This is a genomic window from Streptomyces caeni, from assembly GCF_042678285.1.
In the GTDB taxonomy this organism is placed as follows: Bacteria; Actinomycetota; Actinomycetes; order Streptomycetales; family Streptomycetaceae; genus Streptomyces; species Streptomyces caeni.
The window spans coordinates 1-19,139 of sequence record NZ_JBHUDX010000071.1 but is presented as its reverse complement, the minus strand read 5'-3'; the positions used below and the strand labels follow the sequence as shown (position 1 = coordinate 19,139).

Below are 19,139 nucleotides of genomic sequence, written 5' to 3'. Positions count from 1 at the left end.
CCGGGTGAGAGCTACCGGAGCGGCCGGCTCACACGTCGAAGTAGAGCTCGAACTCGTGCGGGTGCGGACGCAGCTGCAGCGGGGCGATCTCGTTGGTGCGCTTGAAGTCGATCCACGTCTCGATCAGGTCGGCGGTGAAGACGTCGCCCTGGAGGAGGAACTCGTGGTCGCTCTCGAGCGAGTCGAGGACGGCCGGCAGGGAGGTCGGGACCTGCGGGACGCCCGCGTGCTCCTCGGGAGCCAGCTCGTACAGGTCCTTGTCGATCGGCTCGGCCGGCTCGATCTTGTTCTTGATGCCGTCCAGGCCCGCGAGCAGCAGGGCGGAGAAGGCCAGGTACGGGTTGCCGGAGGAGTCCGGGGCGCGGAACTCGACGCGCTTGGCCTTCGGGTTCGAGCCCGTGATCGGGATACGCATGGCGGCGGAGCGGTTGCGCTGCGAGTACACCAGGTTGACCGGCGCCTCGAAGCCCGGAACCAGGCGGTGGTACGAGTTCACCGTCGGGTTGGTGAAGGCCAGCAGCGACGGGGCGTGCCTGAGGATGCCGCCGATGTAGTAGCGGGCGGTGTCCGACAGGCCCGCGTAGCCGGCCTCGTCGTAGAACAGCGGGTCGCCGTTGCTCCACAGGGACTGGTGGACGTGCATGCCCGAGCCGTTGTCGCCGAAGATCGGCTTCGGCATGAAGGTCGCGGTCTTGCCGTTGCGCCAGGCGACGTTCTTCACGATGTACTTGAAGAGCTGGAGGTCGTCGGCGGCGGCGAGCAGCGTGTTGAACTTGTAGTTGATCTCGGCCTGGCCGGCGGTGCCCACCTCGTGGTGCTGGCGCTCGACCTTCAGCCCGGCCCGCTCCAGCTCCAGGGAGATCTCGGCACGCAGGTCGGCGAAGTGGTCGACCGGCGGGACCGGGAAGTAGCCGCCCTTGTAGCGGACCTTGTAACCGCGGTTGTCCTCCAGCGCGCCGGTGTTCCAGGCGCCCGCCTCGGAGTCGATGTGGTAGAAGGACTCGTTCGCGCTGGTCGCGAAGCGCACGCTGTCGAAGACGTAGAATTCCGCCTCGGGGCCGAAGTACGCGGTGTCGGCGATGCCGGTGGAGGCGAGGTAGGCCTCGGCCTTCTTCGCCACGTTGCGCGGGTCACGGCTGTACTGCTCGCCGGTGATCGGGTCGTGGATGAAGAAGTTGATGTTCAGCGTCTTGTCGCGGCGGAAGGGGTCGACCCGGGCGGTCGACAGGTCCGCGCGCAGCGCCATGTCGGACTCGTGAATGGCCTGGAAACCACGGATCGACGATCCGTCGAAGGCCAGCTCGTCGTCCGGGTCGAACGCCTCGACAGGCACCGTGAAGTGCTGCATCACGCCCGGCAGGTCGCAGAAGCGGACGTCGACGAACTTGACGTCCTCGTCCGCGATGAACTTCTTGGCCTCGTCGGCGTTCTGGAACATCCAGCTCCTCCTACTCCCGACCGTTCCTGACCGGGGTGGTAGTTCTTCGTGCGGCCAGTGCGGTGGCACACGCTGGCCCCGACAATAGGGACGGAGGATTTCTCAAGCGTGACCCGTTTGTTTCTCCCAGGTTAACCGGTGCGCGTCACAGTCACCCCGCGTCCCTGCCCGCCGGGAGGCGCGCAGTACCGTGGACGGGTGGACAACAGGCAAGCAATCGGATCGTGGCTCTCCGGTCCCCGCGCGGCCATGGAAGAGGCCGGGGCGGACCTCGGATACCGGGGACAGCAGCTCGGTCTGCCCGAGCAGGGACCGGGCTCGATCGCCCGCCCCGGCCGCCGCCTCGGCGCCCTCGCCGTCGACTGGGGCCTGTGCCTCTTGATCGCATACGGTCTGATCACGGACGGCTACGACCAGGCCACGGGTAACTGGGCGCTGCTCATCTTCTTCGTGCTGGGCGTCCTGACCGTCGGCACGGTCGGCTTCACACCCGGCAAGCGCCTGTTCGGCCTGCGGGTGGTCGGGGTGGAGACGGGCCGGGTGGCGCCGCTGCGCGCCCTCGCCCGCACCGTGCTGCTGTGCCTGGCGGTTCCGGCCCTGATCTGGGACCGCGACGGCCGGGGCCTGCACGACCGGGTGGCGAAGACGGTCGAGATCCGCATCTGAGACCGCATCCGAGACCCGGGCGGAGCGCTCCGTCAGGGGCGCGGGGAACTGCGCGGGCAAGCCCGGGCCGGCCCGCAGTGGCGGATGCCGCCGCACCCCATGACATGCCGGGTCTCGGGAAGCCGCGGGGGCACCCCGTCAGGGGGCGCGGGGGAACTGCGCGAGCAACCTTCGTCGGCCCGCGGCGGCCGATGCCATCGCACCCCATGACATGCCGCGGGGCCCGGGGAGCCGCCACAGCTCCCCGGGCCCCGAACCGTCCGGCTCAGCCCGGCGGCAGCGTCACCGCAGGCGACCGCCCCGCGGCATACGCATCCCCTTGGGCAGCGGCCCCTTCGGCAGCGGCATGTTGCTCATCAGGTCGCCCAGCGCGCGCAGCCGGTCGTTGGTCGCGGTCACCTGCGGGCCGGTGAGCACCCGAGGGAACTTCAGCATCGTGGTACGGAGCTTCTTCAGCTCGACCTGGCCCTCGTCGTTGCCGACGACCACGTCGTGCACCGGCACGTCCGCGACGATGCGCGCCATCTTCTTCTTCTCGGCGGCCAGCAGGCTCTTCACCCGGTTCGGGTTGCCCTCGGCGACCAGCACGATGCCCGCCTTGCCGACCGCGCGGTGCACCACGTCCTGGCTGCGGTTCATCGCCACCGCCGGCGTGGTGGTCCAGCCGCGTCCGATGTTGTCCAGGACCGCCGCGGCGGCGCCCGGCTGGCCCTCCATCTGCCCGAAGGCGGCATGCTCGGCCCGGCGTCCGAAGACGATCGCCGTCGCGAGGAAGGCGAGCAGGAAGCCGAGAATGCCTAGATAAACGGGGTGACCGAGCAAGAAACCGATCGCGAGGAAGACACCGAAGGTGACGATTCCGACAGCCGCGAGCACAAGACCGATCTTCGGATCGGCCCTGCGGGTCATCTTGTAGGTCAGGGCGATCTGCTTCAGTCGCCCCGCGTTCGCAGCGTCCGCTGCGGTTTCCTTCCTCGCCATGGCACGAAGTCTACGTGTCCCGGAAGGCGGCGACGACGGCAGTGCCCGACGGGGAGCGGGCGCCCGGCCGGCGGAGGAAACCGGAGGGGGGAGGGGAGGGAGCGGTGGGGTCGCTCCGCGGGGGTGAGCGGTGACCTGCGGCTTACGAACGTGAGGACACGGCGTCGAGCATGCGCTGCGCCTCCATGCGGTCCTTGGCGCGGCGGCGGTCCTCCAGGACGGAGGTCCAGGCGTTGCGGCGGGCGGTCCGCTGACCGCCGCTCATGAGCAGTGACTCAATGGCACGCAGTGCATCGGTGAACGAAGGAATCGCGGTGGCGCGAACGGGCGCGGCCTGCATGGTGGAGGTCCCCCCTCGGGTAGGCGGCGGCTGTGGACCCAGGCGGTACGTGACGTATGACCAGGGTCACTGTTTGGTGTTACCAGGGCGTGACCGACCGGTCAAACGCCGATGAAGCCTCGCCGTGCGGCCCCGGAACGCGACGCGGCCCCGCCGACGCCCGCTAGCTGCGGGGACGGTCGGGACCGCGTCAACTGGTCATGCTCGGCCGGGAGTTGCCTGTGTGCGGATTCACACGCGGGAACTGGCACGCAGTGCCATGCGCCCTGTGCGGGGCGGGTCAGACCGCCTGTGAGGCGATGTACGCGCCACCCCGCTGCGGAGCAGCCGACCGGCGCTGTTCGACAGCCATCCCGTACAGCCGTCCGGCGCGGTACGAGGAACGGACCAGCGGGCCGGACATGACACCGGAGAAGCCCATCTGCTCGGCCTCCTCCTTCAGCTCGACGAACTCCTGCGGCTTGACCCAGCGCTCCACCGGGTGGTGGCGCACCGAGGGGCGCAGGTACTGCGTGATGGTGACCAGCTCGCAGCCCGCGTCGTGCAGCTGCCGCAGCGCCTCGACGACCTCCTCGCGGGTCTCGCCCATGCCGAGGATGAGGTTCGACTTCGTGACCAGACCGTAGTCGCGGGCGGCGGTGATGACCTTCAGGGAGCGGTCGTAGCGGAAGCCGGGGCGGATGCGCTTGAAGATCCGCGGGACGGTCTCGACGTTGTGGGCGAAGACCTCCGGGCGGGCGGAGAATACCTCTTCGAGCTGCTCGGGGACCGCGTTGAAGTCGGGGGCGAGCAGCTCGACCTTGGTGTGCCCGCCCTCACGGTCCGCGGTCTGCCGGTGGATCTCGCGGACCGTCTCCGCGTACAGCCAGGCGCCGCCGTCCTCGAGATCGTCCCGCGCCACCCCGGTGATCGTGGCGTAGTTCAGGTCCATGGCGACCACCGACTCGCCCACGCGGCGGGGCTCGTCGCGGTCCAGCGCCTCGGGCCTGCCGGTGTCGATCTGGCAGAAGTCGCAGCGGCGGGTGCACTGGTCGCCACCGATCAGGAACGTCGCCTCGCGGTCCTCCCAGCACTCGTAGATGTTGGGGCAGCCGGCTTCCTGGCAGACCGTGTGCAGGCCCTCGCTCTTCACCAGGTTCTGCATCTTCGTGTACTCGGGACCCATTTTCGCCCGGGTCTTGATCCACTCGGGCTTGCGCTCGATGGGGGTCTGGCTGTTGCGGACCTCCAGGCGCAGCAACTTGCGTCCGTCGGGTGCGACTGCGGACACATCGGCTCCCTGTAGCTTCGATTCTTCGGCGTACACCAGCGTACGCCCGTGATGTGTACGGTCCCGCCTGCGGGGCGAGCCGGGGCGGCGGGGGTGCGTCCCCCCTCGGCTACGCCGTCGCCCGCTCGACCTCCCGCGGCTTGAGCTCCGCGTTCTCCAGCACGTCCCGCAGATGCCGTTCCGCCACCGGAAGCACCTGGGCGATGGTCACGTCCCGGCCCAGCTCGTTGGCCAGGGACGTGACGCCGGCGTCCCGGATGCCGCAGGGGATGATCCGGTCGAACCACGCGTTGTCGGGGTTCACGTTCAGAGCGAAGCCGTGCATCGTGACCCCCTTGGCGACGCGGATGCCGATCGCCGCGATCTTGCGGTCCTCGCGCCGCTGGCCCGCGTTGGAGGGCGCGTACTCCGGGCCGTTCAGCCGCGGGTCGAACTCGTCGTCGTGCAGGCGCGGGTCGAAGTCCAGGGAGAGCCCGCCGAAGGACGGGCGCTGCTCCACGGGGTCCCCCAGCACCCAGACGCCGCTGCGGCCCTCGACCCGGGTCGTCTCCAGGCCGAACTCCGCGCAGGTGAGGATCAGCGCCTCCTCCAGGCGGCGCACATGGGCGACGACGTCGACCGGGCGCGGCAGCTTCTGGATCGGGTAGCCCACCAGCTGGCCCGGGCCGTGCCAGGTGATCTTGCCGCCGCGGTCCACGTCGATCACGGGGGTGCCGTCCAGGGGGCGCTCGTCGTCCGCCGTGCGCCGGCCCGCCGTGTAGACCGGAGGGTGCTCGAGCAGCAGGCAGGTGTCCGGGATCTCGTCCGCGAAGCGGGCGGCGTGCACCCGGCGCTGCTCCTCCCAGGCCGCCTGGTAGTCGACGGCCTGCGCCCCGAACCCCATACGGACGAACCGCATCTCACTCACGGCAAGCGCCTCCCTAGAAGCTTCGTCAGGCGCGAAAGACGCCCACGCCACTGTACGTCCAGCCCAGGGAGCGGCACCGTCCGGTGCTGTTCGTCATCCCGGCCGCCCAATCCTCACACGATCGGATGAATGGACGCCGAAGGGTGCGACGATCTGCTCACTCTCCGCTACATTCACGCCGTCCATGAGGCCATAAGGGCTGTTCACAGGCGATCCGGGCACCGCGGCGACGCCGGGGGAGGCATCCGCCCCTCCCGGGGCGTCGTCGCGGTCCGAAAGTCAGGAGACCGCACCGCAGATGACGGAACGACCCGCGCAGCGCACCCCCAACCGACAGCTCGCCGCGCTCATTGCAGAAGCGGGGTTCTCCAACGCAGGTCTCGCCCGTCGCGTCGACCAGCTCGGCCTCGAACACGGGCTCGATCTCAGATACGACAAGACCTCCGTGACCCGATGGCTGCGCGGACAGCAGCCGCGTGGCACCACCCCCGCGCTGATCGCCGAGGTCTTCACCCGGCGGCTCGGCCGCCGGCTCACCGCGCAGGACCTCGGGCTCGACGCCTGCGCACCCGTCTACGCGGGCCTGGAGTTCGCCGCCACCCCTCAGGAGGCGGTCGACATTGTCAGCGGCCTGTGGCGCAAGGACTCGGGCAGCCACGCCGAGCTGCGCAAGATCGCCTTCACTCCGGCCGGGCTGGTCGTGCCCAGCAGGGACTGGCTGATCGGCCGGGCCGACGACCGGGTGAGCCGCTGCGAGGCCGCACCCCGCGTCCCGGCCCAGGGCCGGCCCGCGGTGCCCCGGCAGCGCGGCCAGTCGGAGCGCGGCCCCGGTCAGAAGGTCAGCGGCGGCGACGTCGCCGCGCTCCGCTCGGTCGGCGAGCTGTTCCGGGCCCTGGACCACGCCTACGGCGGCGGCCACGCCCGCCAGGCTCTCGTGCGCTATCTGGAGCACGAGGCCGAGCCGATGCTGCGCGGTACCTACGGCGAGCAGACGGGCCGCCGCCTGTTCGCGGCGGCCGCCGACCTCACCCGGCTCGCGGGCTGGACGTCGTACGACATCGCCGCGCACGGCCTCGCCCAGCGCTACTTCGTGCAGGCGCTGCGGCTCGCGCAGGCGGCCGGGGACCGGGCGTACGGGGCGTATGTGCTGGTCACGATGAGCCGCCAGGCCGTCTACCTCGGCCATGGCAGGGAGGCCGTGCAGCTCGCGCGGGTGGCGCAGCAGGGCGTCGGCACCTCGGCGCCGCCCGTCGTCCAGGCGCTGCTGCACTCCGTCGAGGCGCGCGGCCACGGCGTGCTCGGCGAGGTACGGGCGTGCACGGCCTCGCTCGTACGGGCCGAGCGGGCGCTGGAGTCCGCCCGGCCCGGCGACGAGGTCCCGTACTGGGCGCGCTTCTTCGACGAGGCGCAGCTCAGCGACGAGTTCGGGCACTGCCACCGGGATCTGCAGCAGTACCGCGCCGCGGTCCAGCACGCCGAGCGCTCGCTGCGGCTGCGGGCGCCCGGGTTCGCCCGCAGCCGGCTGTTCTGCCGGGTCGTGCTCGCCTCGGCGCGGCTCGGCCTCGGCGAGCTGGACACGGCCTGCCAGCTGGCCGCCGAGGCCGCCGGGCAGGCAGCGGACATGCGGTCGGCGCGTGCGGTCGAGTACGTACGGGACTTCGAACGCCGCCTGGAGCCGTACAAGGACGCGGCGCCGGTGCGGGGGTACCGCGACAAGGTCGCCGCGCTGCAGTGACCCTCGGGCTCCAGGCCCTCAGGCCGCGGTGGGCAGCGGCTCCCCGACGTGCATCGGGCCCGCGCCGAGATCGGCCAGAACGGCGGACGCGGCGCGGTGCCCGGAGTGCAGCGCACCCTGGACCGTGCTCGTGTCCCGGTGGTCGCCGCACACGTACAGCCCGGCCAGCAGCCGTACCGGCCGACGCAGGTCGTGCGGCGGCCGCATCGCCGGGACGGCCCGCGCGGTGTGGTGCACGGCGAGCGTCTCCCAGCGAACGGTCGAGGCGCCGTACAGACGCGCCAGATGGGCCCGTACGGCGCCGTCGACGTCGTCCGGGGGCGCGCCGAGCACGGTCGAGGAGACCAGGGTGCGGCCCGCGGGCGCACGGGAGGGGTCCACGCGGCTGACGACCGCGGTGTGCGCCACGGGACCGCCGCGGTCCGCGTCGAGCAGCAGCGACGCACCGGTCGACGGCGGCTCGTCCGTGGCGTGGTGGACGACGGTGACGGGATGGAAGTCCGGGACGCGCAGGCCGGGCAGCAGCTCGGCCGCGGTGTGCGCGCCGGTGGCCAGCAGTACGGCGCGGCAGCGGACCACGCCGTGCTCGGCGGTGGCCACCGAGGTGGTGGAGACCGACGTGACGCGGACCCCGGTGTGCACGCTCCCCGGCGGCAGCGCCCGCGCCAGCAGCTCCGGCAGGACCTCCGCCCCGCCCTCCGGCAGGCACAGCCGGCCGCTCGCGAAGGCGCGCAGCGCGAGGTCTGCGCAGCGGCTCGACGTGGTCAGCTCCGGGTCGCACAGCAGTGCGGCGAGCAGGGGGCGCAGAAAGCCGTCGACTGTGCGAGCGGGGATCCCCCGGGCGGCGAGGGCACGCCCGGCGGGCAGCTCGGGCCGGGTCAGCAGCCGTTCCACGGGCGTGGCGGAGATCCGGGCCAGTGCCGCACCGAGCCGGGCCTGGTCCACGGCCCCGCCGAGCGTGGTGCCGGGCCGTGCTCCCGCCGCCCTCGCCCGGACGGCGCGCGCCCGGGCCGGTCCGCTCCCCGCCAGGGGAGCGGAGGCCACCCGGGGGGCGCTCGCGAGGGCGCGTACCGCGTTCAGGGCGTTGCGTGCGCCCCCCGCGCTCCCTCCCATCAGGGCGCCCGCCCGATGGTGGCGCCCCTCGCTGTGCACCAGGACGCCGGGCGCGAAGGGACGCAGAACCAGTGCGCCGAGCCCCGGGGTCCGGCGCAGTTCGGGATATGCCGTCAAAGGCGTTGTCAGGAGCTGCCCGATCCGGTCGAGCCGGAAGCCGTCGACCTTGTCGGTCGACATGCGGCCGCCCACCCAGGGAGCGGCCTCCAGGACTACGGTGGTGATTCCTGCGCTGGTCAGCCGTTGGGCCGCCGCGAGACCGGCGACCCCGGCCCCCACGACGACGACGTCCGCCTGATTCACGGGCTCGTGCACGTGCCCCTCCTCGAGGTTGTGCGGCCGGTGCAGACGTCATGCCCCCAACCGGCTTGAGGAATACCCGAGTTCGGGACGAGCGTAGGTCCGTCCAAGGCCCGTGGAAGTCGCGCATGGACAGGGCACGGTCGCACAACGGTCGCACAGGGCCGGACACCGCAATTCCGCTCCGCCGTCGTGCTCGCCGGCTACCGCTCCAGCGCCGCCCGCAGCGACTCCTCGATCCCCGGGAACGCGAAGGAGAACCCGGACTCCAGCAGCCGCCGGGGCAGCACCCGCGCACTGCTCAGCACGTCCCCGGCCAACTCGCCCAGCGCGAGCCGCAGGACCGGCGCGGGCACCGGGAAGAGCGTCGGCCGGCGCAGCACCCGCCCCATCGCCGCCGTGATCTCACGGTTGGTCAGCGGCTGCGGAGCCGTCAGGTTGAACGGTCCGGACAGCCCCTCCCCGTCGATGAGATGGCGGATCGCCGCCACCTCGTCGTGCAGCGAGATGAACGACCAGTACTGCCGCCCGTCGCCCAGTCGCCCGCCGAGCCCCGCCTCGAAGAGCGGGAACAGCCGCCCCCAGGCCCCGCCCCCGCGGGCGACCACCAGCCCGGTCCGCAGGGACACCGTCCGTACGCCGGCCTCCCGCGCGGCGGCCGCGGCCCCCTCCCACTCCACGCACAACGACGGCAGGAACCCCTCCCCGGGCGGCGCCTCCTCGTCCACGGCCCGCTCCCCGGTGTCGCCGTAGTAGCCGATGGCGCTGCCGCTCACGAAGACGCGCGGCCGCTCGGCCAGGGAGGCCACGGCCTCCGCGAGCGCGGCCGTGCCCAGCACCCGGCTGTCGCGCAGCCTCTTCTTGTACGCGTCCGTCCAGCGGTGGTCGCCGACCCCGGCCCCCGCCAGGTTGACCACGGCGTCGCACCCGGCCAGACCGGCCGCGTCCACGTACCGCCCCTCCGGGTCCCAGCAGATCTCGTCCCTGCCCCGGGCCGCGCGGCGCACCAGACGCACCACCTGGTGCCCGTCGGCGGCCAGCGACCGCACCAGGGCACTTCCGACGAGGCCGGACGCGCCGGCCACAGCGATTCGGGAACGCTCCATGGTCTCATCCTGCCCGGCGCCGGCGCACGACGCCGGACGGCACCTCGGACGACCGGCCTAGAGTGACCCTCATGCCGGTTCCGTACATACGCCACGCCACCCCCGAGGACGAGGAGCCGCTCGGCCGGCTCGACCGCGCCGTCTGGTCTCCGCTGCACGCCGTCCAGCCGCGCCCGCAGCCGCCGTACGAGCCCTTCTTCAACGAGCGGTTCGGGCCGCGGGACCACCTCGTGGCCGAACTCGGCGGCGCCCTCGTCGGCTATATCCGGCTGGGGTTCCCGACCTCGCTGAAGTCCAACTCCCACGTGCGCCAGATCCAGGGGCTCGCCGTCGCCGACGAGGCGCGCGGCGCCGGTGTCGGCCGGGCCCTGCTGCGCGCCGTGCAGGACGAGGCGCGGCGGCGGGGAGCGCGGCGCATCACGCTGCGCGTCCTCGGGCACAACACCCCGGCCCGCGCCCTCTACGAGTCCGAGGGATTCGCGGTGGAGGGCATCCTGCCCGAGGAGTTCCAACTCGACGGCGAGTACGTCGACGACGTGCTCATGGGGCGCCCCCTGTGACGCCCCGGTGAGGGACGCCCGTGCCGCGACCCGGGTGGCCCCGGGCCCCGGGTGACGCTCAGGACGTGACGAGGTCGCCGGTGTCCACGGCCGCCGTGGCGTGCGCGGCGCGCTTCGCGTCGGAGGCGACCTCGGCCGCAGTCAGGACGTACCCCGTCTCCGTGTCCGAGGTGGAGCGGGCGAAGACCACGCCGTAGACCCTGCCCTCGGTGGTCAGCAGCGGGCCCCCGGAATTGCCGGGCAGGACCGTCGAGCGCACCGAGTAGATCTCCCGGGTGACGGTGCCCGAGTTGTAGATGTTCTGGCCCGTGGCCCGGATCCGGCCGGCGACCGTCGCGGCCCGCAGCGTCAGGTCGCCGTCCTCCGGATAGCCCGCGACCACGGCCGCGTCGCCGCGCGCCGCCGACTCGTCGAAGCGCAGCACCGGCGCGCGCAGACCGGGCACGTACAGCACGGCCACGTCCCGGTCGGGGTCGAAGAGCACCACGCGCGCCGCGTACGACGGCCCGACGCCCCCGATCCGCACGCTCGGGCGGTCGATGCCCGCCACCACATGGGCGTTGGTCATCACACGCTGTGCCGCGTACACGAAACCGCTGCCCTCCCGGCCCTGGTCGCCCGCGGCGCCCTCGATCTTCACCGTGGCGAGCTTGGCGGCGTTCGTCGCGCTCGCCGTGACGTTGTCGCCGGAGGGCTTGGCGACCTCGGCCGCGGGCTCGTTCTCGAACGGGTTGAAGACCTGCGGGAAGCCCGCCTGGGTGAGCGCGGCGGTGGCACGCGCGAACCAGGCCGGGGTGGTGTCCGGCATCGCGCTCTGCACGGCTCCGAGCAGCCGGGAGTCCCGGATCGCCTGGGTGACCAGCGGCGACGAGGAGGCGCCCAGGACGCTCGCGGCCACCCATGCCACGATCAGCACGGCGGCCGTGTTGGCCGCCGCCCCGCCGACGCCGTCGGCCACCCGCAGCGGCCCCCGGTCCAGCTCCCGGCGCAGCTTCAGCGCGAGGCGCCCCGCCATCTCGTGCCCCGCCACGGCCGGGACCAGCACCGTGAACACCGCGGTCACCGTCGCCGCCGTCGTACCCCGTGTCACCAGGCCCATCACCCACGGCAGCACCCACACGCCGACCACCGCACCGCCCACGAAGCCGGCCAGGGACACACAGCCGGCCACCAGCCCGCGCCGGTAGCCGGACGCCGCATAGCCGAGGATCACCAGCAACAGCAGGAAGTCGAGCAGGTCCACGGAGCCGCCTTTCTCTGGGGCCCCTAGTACGCGCCGCAGGAGCCAGGTGATCAGCCACGCGGGGAGCGCCCGGAAACCGCCCCCGCAGGAGCCGGGCCGCCCGCGCGGCGAGCACTGGGGAAAACGTGCCGGACCGGGACGATGGTTCCACCAGGTGGCACAGCACACATCGCGGATGCGACGGAACGGACGGACAGTGAAAGCATGCGTGTCTTCCCAAGAGTGCGCGCACGGAGGCCGCAGGCCCTGCGACGACCCGGCGTCGCCCTGCTGCTGCTCGGCTGCATGCCCGGGCTGGCCGCCGTTCTCGTCCTGGTGATGAGCGCGGCCGGGACCGAGCGCACCGTGGTGCTCCCACCCCCGCGGCCGGCGCAGGCACGGTCCGCCGTCCTGCACCCGGCGCCCCGGCCGCGCATCGTGCCGCGATCCGTCTGGGCCGACGACGGCACCCGGGGCCAGCCCCCGCCCCGCTACGACGACAAGGTCGTCGCGGTCTTCGTGCACCACACCGACTCACCCAACCGCTACCGCTGCTCCGAGACGCCCCGCATCATCCGCGCCTTGTACACGGGGCAGCGGGGCAACCGGCGGTGGGACGACATCGGTTACAACTTCCTCGTCGACCACTGCGGCACGATCTACGAGGGCCGCGCCGGCGGCATCGACCGCGCGGTCACCGGCGCCCACACCCAGGGCTTCAACCACCGCACCGCGGGCATCGCCGCCATCGGCACGTTCACCAAGGGTGTGCCGGTGCCCCGGGCGATGACCGACGCGATCGCCGCGCTGGCCGCCTGGAAGCTGGGCCTGGCGGACATCGACCCGCGCGTCAGGGTCCGGCTCGTCTCCAGCAACGGCAAGAGCCGCTACCAGGCGGGCGCCACCGCCACGCTGCCCGCCCTCGCCGGGCACAACGACGGCTTCATGACGAACTGTCCCGGTGCGGCGCTCAGCGCCCTCCTCCCGAAGATCAGGGAGCAGGCGGCGCACCTGCAGGGCCGGCGCTGACGCGTGGCCTGGCCGGGGACGAGTGTCGCGACGGCGCGGGCCCCCGTCCACCGGACGGGCCGGGGTGTACGTCGATCGGATGGGCCGGGGTGTACGTCGATCGGATGGGCCGGGGTGTACGTCGATCGGACGGGCCGGGGTGCACGCCGATCGGACGGGCCGGGACGCACGCCCGGGATCAGCCCTTGAAGCGGGCCCAGAGCCTCGGGTAGCGCTCGGCGAGCAGGCACTCGTTCTCCATGTCGAACGGGGTGCCCTCCGGCTCGGCGGGCGCCGGCGGGACGCCCAGGTCCGGCGCCACGGTGCCGGTGAGCTGCTCGTACGCCTCGTCCGCCGCGTAGCCGAGTTCCTCGCCGTCGCCGTCGATCTCCTCGTCGAAGTCCTCCAGGAGGCCGGCGAGCGCGTCGGGGTCGTGCAGGGCGCCCTCGAACACCTCCCGGCCCTGGCCGATCAGCCAGCACCGGAAGAAGTCGAACGCGTCGTCGCTCGCCCCGTCGAGCAGTACCCAGGCGGCGCCCCACAGGTCCCAGTGGTAGGCGCGGTTGTACCGGGACTCGAAGTGCCGGGCGAAGTCCAGGATCGAGTCCGGGTCCAGCCGCGTCAGCCGTTCGACGAGCTGGTCGGCCTGCTCGTCGGGGTCGCCCCCGGCGGCCCGGCGGCTCGTGTCCACCAGCTCCCAGAACTCCGTCTCGTCCATCACGGGACCAGCATCGGCCCTGCACGGGAGGGGCGCATGCGGAGGGCGCGGGACGTCATGGGCCGTAGAGCCCCGCGAGCCGTGTCGCATCGCGCGCGAACCGCGCGCGCAGCCGCTTTGGGGACAGCACCTCGGCCTCCGGGCCCAGCGCCGTCAATTGCGTGTGCGCGACCTCCTCGGACTCCACCGGCAGGGTCAGCGTCACCCAGCCCCGCTCGTCCGGGTCGCCCGCACCGCTCAGCGCCTCCCGGGCGGACGCGGGGCCGACGGCGTACGGCAGCCTGCGCACACCGTCCGCGGACAGCCGCACCACGACCTCGGCCCGCAGGACGGACCGCGCGAACTGCTCGGCCCGCTCCTCCCAGAACGCGGCCAGGTCGAACTCCTCGTCCCGCGCGAACCGCTCCCCGCCGTCCTCCACGGCCGTGAAGCGGTCGATGCGGTACACGCGGAACGCTCCGCCCCCCGCGACCCGTGCGCACAGGTACCAGACCCCCGCCTTGAGCACCAGCCCGTACGGCTCCAGCTCCCGCTCCACGGCGCTCTCGGCGTGCCGGCCCATCTCGCCGCGCCGGTAGCGCGCGGTGATCCGGCGGTCGTCCCACACCGCGTCCGCGACCGCCGGCAGCAGCCGCGGCGTCCCGGGCTCCGTGAACCAGGCGGGCGCGTCCAGATGGAACCGCTGCGCCGCCGTGCGGGGCGCGTCGCGCAGGGACGGCAGCAGGGCCGCGGAGACCTTCAGCCGGGCCGCGGAGGCCGCGTCCTGCAGCCCCATCTCACGCAGCGCCACCGGAACGCCGCTGAGGAACAGGGCCTCGGCCTCCTCGCGGGCGAGACCGGTCAGCCGGGTGCGGTACCCGCCGATGAGCCGGTAACCGCCGCGGCGGCCCCGGTCCGCGTACACCGGGACGCCCGCCTCCGACAGGGCCTGGGCGTCCCGTGTCACGGTCCGCTCGGACACCTCCAGCTCACGGGCCAGCTCGGCGGCGGTCATGGCGGGACGGGACTGGAGCAGCAGCACCATCTTGATGAGGCGGGCGGCACGCATGGCTTCATGATGCCGGGCGGCACCGACAGCGAGGGGCACGGCGGCCGCCGTGCCCCTCATCCGACGGGGACCCGGCCTCTACAGGCCGTAGCGGTCCCGCGCCTCCTTCACGGCCGCGGTCCTGACCTCGCCGCGCCTGGCCAACTGGGCCAGGGCCGCCACGACGATCGACCGGGCGTCGACGCCGAAGTGGCGCCGGGCCGCGTCACGGGTGTCCGACAGGCCGAAGCCGTCGGTGCCCAGCGAGGAGTAGTCCTGCTCGACCCACTGCGCGATCTGGTCGGGGACCTGGCGCATGTAGTCGGAGACCGCCAGGACCGGGCCCTCGGCGCCCTGGAGCGCCTGCCGCACGTACGGCACCCGCTCCTCGCCGCGCAGCAGGGCCGCGTCCGCCTCCATCGCGTCGCGCCGCAGCTCACCCCACGATGTCGCCGACCACACGTCGGCCGCCACGTCCCACTCCTCGGCGAGGAGCTTCTGGGCGTCGAGCGCCCAGTGGATCGCCGTGCCCGAGGCCAGCAACTGGATCCGCGGGGCGTTCGCCAGGGCGGAGAGCCCCGCCGACTCGGCCGTGTTGAAGCGGTACAGGCCCTTGACGATGCCCTGGTCGATGCCGGGCACGGACGGTTTCGCGGGCTGCGGCAGCGGCTCGTTGTAGACGGTGAGGTAGTAGAAGACGTTCGGGTCCTCACCGGGCAGAGTCCCGCCGTACATGCGGCGCAGGCCGTCCTTCACGATGACCGCGATCTCGTACGCGAACGCCGGGTCGTACGTCAGGGCGGCGGGGTTCGTCGCCGCGATCACCGGTGAGTGGCCGTCGGCGTGCTGCAGTCCCTCACCGGTCAGCGTGGTGCGGCCGGCCGTGGCGCCGACCAGGAAGCCGCGGCCGAGCTGGTCGCCGAGCTGCCACATCTGGTCGGCCGTGCGCTGCCAGCCGAACATCGAGTAGAAGATGTAGAAGGGGATCATCGGCTCGCCGTGTGTCGCGTACGACGTCGAGGCGGCGATGAAGTCGGCCATGGAACCGGCCTCGGTGATCCCCTCGTTGAGGATCTGGCCGTTGGTGGCCTCCCTGTAGTACATCAGCTGGTCGCGGTCGACCGGCTCGTACGTCTGGCCCTTGGGCGAGTAGATGCCCAGGGAGGGGAACAGGCTCTCCATGCCGAAGGTGCGCGCCTCGTCGGGGACGATGGGCACCCAGCGCCGGCCCGTCTCCCGGTCGCGGACCAGGTCCTTGACCAGGCGGACGAACGCCATGGTGGTGGCCACGTTCTGGGAGCCGGAGCCCTTGTCGAAGGCGGCGAACGCCTTCTCGGCCGGGGCCGGCAGCGGGGCGACGGGGTGGACGCGGCGGGCCGGGGCCGGGCCGCCGAGGGCCGCGCGGCGCTCCTGGAGGTAGCGGACCTCGGGGGAGCCGGCGCCCGGGTGGCCGTAGGGCACCACGCCGCCCTCGAAGCGCGCGTCCGGGATCGGCAGTTCCAGCAGGTCGCGCATCGCCTTGAACTCGTCCACCGTCAGCTTCTTCATCTGGTGGTTGGCGTTCTTCGACGCGAAACCCTCGCCGAGCGTGAAGCCCTTGACGGTCTGGGCCAGGATGACGGTCGGCGCGCCCTTGTGCTCCAGGGCCGCCCTGTACGCGGCGTGGACCTTGCGTGCCTCGTGGCCGCCGCGCGAGAGGTGGAAGCACTCCAGGATCTTGTCGTCGCTCAGCAGCTTCGCCATCTCGGCGAGGGCCGGGTCCTTGCCGAAGAAGTCCTGGCGGATATAGGCGGCGTCACGGGTCTGGTACGTCTGGACCTGCGCGTCCGGAACCTCGCGCAGCCGTCGTACCAGCGCGCCGGTGGTGTCGAGCGCGAACAGCTCGTCCCAGGCCGTGCCCCACAGCGTCTTGACGACGTTCCAGCCGGCGCCGCGGAACTGGGCCTCCAGCTCCTGCACGATCTTGAAGTTGGCGCGGACCGGGCCGTCGAGGCGCTGCAGGTTGCAGTTGATGACGAAGGTGAGGTTGTCCAGCTCCTCGCGCGCGGCGAGCGCCAGCGCCGCCGTCGACTCGGGCTCGTCCATCTCGCCGTCGCCGAGGAAGGCCCACACATGCGAGGACGAGACGTCCTTGATGCCGCGGTGGGTGAGATAGCGGTTGAAACGCGCCTGGTAGATCGCGGAGAGCGGACCCAGGCCCATGGAGACGGTCGGGAACTCCCAGAGCCAGGGCAGGCGGCGCGGGTGCGGGTAGGAGGGCAGTCCGTTGCCGCCCGCCTCCTGCCGGAAGTTGTCCAGGTGGTCCTCTGTGAGGCGGCCGTCGAGGAAGGCGCGGGCGTAGATGCCGGGGGAGGCGTGGCCCTGGATGTAGAGCTGGTCGCCGGAACCGTCGCCCCCCTTGCCCCTGAAGAAGTGGTTGAAGCCGGTTTCGTACAGCCAGGCCGCGGAGGCGAAGGTGGCGATGTGGCCACCGACGCCGTACTTGCTGCCGCGGGTCACCATCGCGGCCGCGTTCCAGCGGTTCCACGCGGTGATGCGGCGCTCCATCTCCTCGTCACCGGGCACGTCCGGCTCGGCGGCGGTGGGGATGGTGTTGACGTAGTCGGTCTCCAGGAGCGCGGGCAGCGCGATGCCGGTGCCCTCGGCACGCTCCAGCGTGCGGCGCATCAGGTAGGCGGCACGGTGCGGCCCGGCCGCCTGGGCGACGGCGTCCAGAGACGCCTGCCATTCGGCGGTCTCCTCGGGGTCGCGGTCCGGGAGCTGGTCGAGCTCGCTCGGCCGGATGGCGTGGGGGTCGGTCATGTCGCCGCCTTCCTCAGTCGAAGAGGGTTCCCTCGTCGGTAAGGGTTCGGGGGTGCCCTTGGTCTTTGGCAGGACAGGGCTGGGGCTCGGGTGGAAGCCCGTCGGCGACTCTAACCCGCTGATCGATGATCGATCAAAGGGTTGCGGACCAAAACCTCTTGATCACGAGAAAGTCGGCACCCGGTGCCTCGTACCGAGACACCGGGTGCCGTGTTCTTCGAGGGTTTTCGCAGGTGGGGACGCCTGAGCGCGGCGGTGTCCCAGGTCAGGCACGCGGCGCGCAGCCCAGTACGTGGGCCTTCACGATCTCGGCGATCCGCGGATCCCGCCTGCGGAACGCGGCCACGAGTTCCTCGTGCTCCTCCGCGTACGACTGCTGTACCGTCCCCAGCCACCGGATCGACAGCGCCGTGAACACCTCGATGCCGAGACCCTCCCAGGTGTGCAGCAGCACCGAGTTCCCGGCGGCCCGCACCAGTTCCCGGTGGAACGCCACCGTGTGCCGCACCTGCGCCGTCCCGTCCGACTCGCGGTCCGCCTCGTACAGCGCGGCGACGTGCGGCTCCAGCTCGGAGCAGTCCTCGGCCAGTCTGTCGGCGGCCAGCTCCGCCGCGATGGCCTCCAGGCCGGCCCGCACGGGGTAGGACTCCTCCAGGTCAGCGGCGGTCAGGTTCCTCACCCGCACACCCTTGTTGGGGGCGGACTCGATCAGCCGCAGGGACTCCAGTTCCCGCAGTGCCTCCCGGACCGGAGTCTGGCTGACCTCCAGCTCCGTGGCGATCCGCCGCTCCACGATCCGCTCGCCCGGCTTCCAGCGCCCGCTGACGATCCCCTCCACGATGTGCTCGCGGATCTGTTCGCGCAGCGAGTGGACGACTGGCGCGGTCATGACGGCTCCTTAGGCGGGGGCCACCGGCCCCTGGGGTTGACGTTTAGACAATAAGGCCGCGGCCCCGTCCGTGAGAGGTGCATGGGGGTGCTTTCGTGCAGGTGAGACGAGACTTACACGCCCCGGTCGGAAACACGGTGCCCCCGCCCGGATCTCCGGGCGGGGGCACCGAGGGTCGCTCGTCTGCCGGGGGCTCAGAGGCCGAGCTCGACCTCGAACTCGCCGGCCTCCAGGATCGCCTTGACCGCCGTCAGGTAGCGGGCCGCGTCGGCGCCGTCCACCAGGCGGTGGTCGTAGGACAGCGTCAGGTACGTCATGTCGCGGATGCCGATGACCGTACCCTCCTCCGTCTCGATGACGGCGGGGCGCTTGACCGTGGCGCCGATGCCGAGGATCGCCACCTGGCCCGGGGGCACGATGATCGTGTCGAACAGCGCGCCGCGCGAACCGGTGTTGCTGACGGTGAAGGTCGCGCCGGCCAGCTCGTCCGGCGTGATCTTGTTGCTGCGGACCTTGGCCGCCAGGTCGGCGGTGGCCTTGGCGATACCGGCGATGTTCAGGTCGCCGGCGTTCTTGATGACCGGGGTCATCAGGCCCTTCTCGGAGTCCACGGCGATGCCGACGTTCTCCGTGTCGAAGTACGTGATGGTGCCCTCGGCCTCGTTGATCCGGGCGTTGATGACCGGGTGGCCCTTCAGCGCCTGGGCCGCCGCCTTCACGAAGAACGGCATCGGGGACAGCTTGACGCCCTCGCGGGCGGCGAACGAGCCCTTGGCCTGCTCGCGCAGGCGCATCAGGCGGGTCACGTCGACCTCGACGACCGAGGAGAGCTGGGCCTGCTCGTGCAGGGCCTTGACCATGTTGTCGCCGATGACCTTGCGGATCCGCGGCATCTTGACGGTCTGGCCGCGCAGCGGGGAGACCTCCAGGACCGGTGCCTTCCTGGCGGCCGGGGCCGGGGCCGGGGCGGCGGCCGGGGCCGGGGCGGCGGCCTTCGCGGCCTCGGCGGCGGCGATGACGTCCTGCTTGCGGATGCGGCCGCCGACGCCGGTGCCGT

At 72.3% G+C, this 19,139-nt stretch carries 17 protein-coding genes; 4 read left to right on the top strand and 13 right to left on the bottom strand.

From position 1 onward, the window contains the following. Positions 1-28 precede the first annotated feature (28 nt). Entirely contained in the window at positions 29-1,438 is a 1,410-nt protein-coding gene (gene glnA / locus ACFSL4_RS24115; RefSeq protein ID WP_381086653.1) for a type I glutamate--ammonia ligase, read from the bottom strand. A gap of 198 nt (positions 1,439-1,636) precedes the next feature. Here glnA and ACFSL4_RS24110 point away from each other — a divergent pair, with 198 nt between their 5' ends. Further along, entirely contained in the window at positions 1,637-2,104 is a 468-nt protein-coding gene (locus ACFSL4_RS24110; RefSeq protein ID WP_381086650.1) for an RDD family protein, read from the top strand. A 282-nt stretch (positions 2,105-2,386) separates the two neighbouring features. Here ACFSL4_RS24110 and ACFSL4_RS24105 read toward each other — a convergent pair whose 3' ends face one another. The 4 genes from ACFSL4_RS24105 to lipB all read right to left on the bottom strand — a co-directional run bounded on the left by ACFSL4_RS24105 (position 2,387) and on the right by lipB (position 5,602). Beyond that, positions 2,387-3,085, bottom strand: a complete 699-nt coding sequence (locus ACFSL4_RS24105) for a DUF4191 domain-containing protein (protein ID WP_381086648.1) — start codon at positions 3,083-3,085, stop codon at positions 2,387-2,389. Positions 3,086-3,227: 142 nt separating this feature from the next. Continuing rightward, the gene (locus tag ACFSL4_RS24100) at positions 3,228-3,425 is read right to left on the bottom strand and encodes an SCO2195 family GlnR-regulated protein (protein ID WP_381086645.1); all 198 of its coding nucleotides are present in this window, start codon (positions 3,423-3,425) and stop codon (positions 3,228-3,230) included. A 280-nt stretch (positions 3,426-3,705) separates the two neighbouring features. Then, positions 3,706-4,695 carry a lipoyl synthase gene (gene lipA, locus ACFSL4_RS24095; RefSeq protein WP_381086642.1) on the bottom strand — a complete coding sequence of 330 codons (990 nt, stop codon included), beginning with the start codon at positions 4,693-4,695 and terminating at the stop codon, positions 3,706-3,708. A gap of 109 nt (positions 4,696-4,804) precedes the next feature. Next, complete coding sequence (lipB, locus tag ACFSL4_RS24090; RefSeq protein WP_381086639.1) at positions 4,805-5,602, bottom strand: lipoyl(octanoyl) transferase LipB; 798 nt, start codon at positions 5,600-5,602, stop codon at positions 4,805-4,807. Positions 5,603-5,900: 298 nt separating this feature from the next. Here lipB and ACFSL4_RS24085 point away from each other — a divergent pair, with 298 nt between their 5' ends. Continuing rightward, positions 5,901-7,337: a regulator gene (locus tag ACFSL4_RS24085; RefSeq protein WP_381086635.1), complete on the top strand. Its 1,437-nt coding sequence runs from the start codon at positions 5,901-5,903 to the stop codon at positions 7,335-7,337. An 18-nt stretch (positions 7,338-7,355) separates the two neighbouring features. Here the strand turns inward: ACFSL4_RS24085 and ACFSL4_RS24080 are convergent, their stop codons facing one another. Then, on the bottom strand, positions 7,356-8,765 hold the full coding sequence (locus ACFSL4_RS24080; protein WP_381086632.1) for an NAD(P)/FAD-dependent oxidoreductase: 1,410 nt from the start codon (positions 8,763-8,765) through the stop codon (positions 7,356-7,358). A gap of 188 nt (positions 8,766-8,953) precedes the next feature. Then, complete coding sequence (locus tag ACFSL4_RS24075) at positions 8,954-9,856, bottom strand: TIGR01777 family oxidoreductase (protein WP_381086629.1); 903 nt, start codon at positions 9,854-9,856, stop codon at positions 8,954-8,956. 71 nt (positions 9,857-9,927) lie between these two features. Between ACFSL4_RS24075 and ACFSL4_RS24070 the strand changes: the two genes are divergently transcribed. Continuing rightward, positions 9,928-10,416: a GNAT family N-acetyltransferase gene (locus tag ACFSL4_RS24070; protein WP_381086626.1), complete on the top strand. Its 489-nt coding sequence runs from the start codon at positions 9,928-9,930 to the stop codon at positions 10,414-10,416. Between the two features lie 58 nt (positions 10,417-10,474). On the opposite strand, the gene ACFSL4_RS24065 is transcribed toward ACFSL4_RS24070, so the two are convergent. Then, positions 10,475-11,659, bottom strand: a complete 1,185-nt coding sequence (locus tag ACFSL4_RS24065; protein WP_381086623.1) for a MarP family serine protease — start codon at positions 11,657-11,659, stop codon at positions 10,475-10,477. 204 nt (positions 11,660-11,863) lie between these two features. On the opposite strand from ACFSL4_RS24065, the gene ACFSL4_RS24060 reads away from it, so the two are divergent. Further along, positions 11,864-12,667, top strand: coding sequence for a peptidoglycan recognition protein family protein (locus ACFSL4_RS24060; protein ID WP_381086621.1), 804 nt, complete (start codon positions 11,864-11,866; stop codon positions 12,665-12,667). Positions 12,668-12,845: 178 nt separating this feature from the next. Here the strand turns inward: ACFSL4_RS24060 and ACFSL4_RS24055 are convergent, their stop codons facing one another. The 5 genes from ACFSL4_RS24055 to ACFSL4_RS24035 all read right to left on the bottom strand — a co-directional run. After that, positions 12,846-13,364, bottom strand: coding sequence for a DUF4240 domain-containing protein (locus ACFSL4_RS24055; RefSeq protein ID WP_381086851.1), 519 nt, complete (start codon positions 13,362-13,364; stop codon positions 12,846-12,848). Between the two features lie 55 nt (positions 13,365-13,419). Next, positions 13,420-14,412, bottom strand: coding sequence for a helix-turn-helix transcriptional regulator (locus tag ACFSL4_RS24050; RefSeq protein WP_381086618.1), 993 nt, complete (start codon positions 14,410-14,412; stop codon positions 13,420-13,422). Positions 14,413-14,490: 78 nt separating this feature from the next. Next, entirely contained in the window at positions 14,491-17,193 is a 2,703-nt protein-coding gene (gene aceE / locus ACFSL4_RS24045) for a pyruvate dehydrogenase (acetyl-transferring), homodimeric type (protein WP_381086615.1), read from the bottom strand. Between the two features lie 265 nt (positions 17,194-17,458). Further along, a complete protein-coding gene (locus ACFSL4_RS24040) occupies positions 17,459-18,082 on the bottom strand; it encodes a GntR family transcriptional regulator (protein ID WP_381086612.1) in 624 nt (207 codons plus the stop codon). A 194-nt stretch (positions 18,083-18,276) separates the two neighbouring features. Continuing rightward, a partial coding sequence (locus tag ACFSL4_RS24035) for a 2-oxo acid dehydrogenase subunit E2 (RefSeq protein ID WP_381086609.1) occupies positions 18,277-19,139 on the bottom strand: 863 nt, incomplete at its 5' end.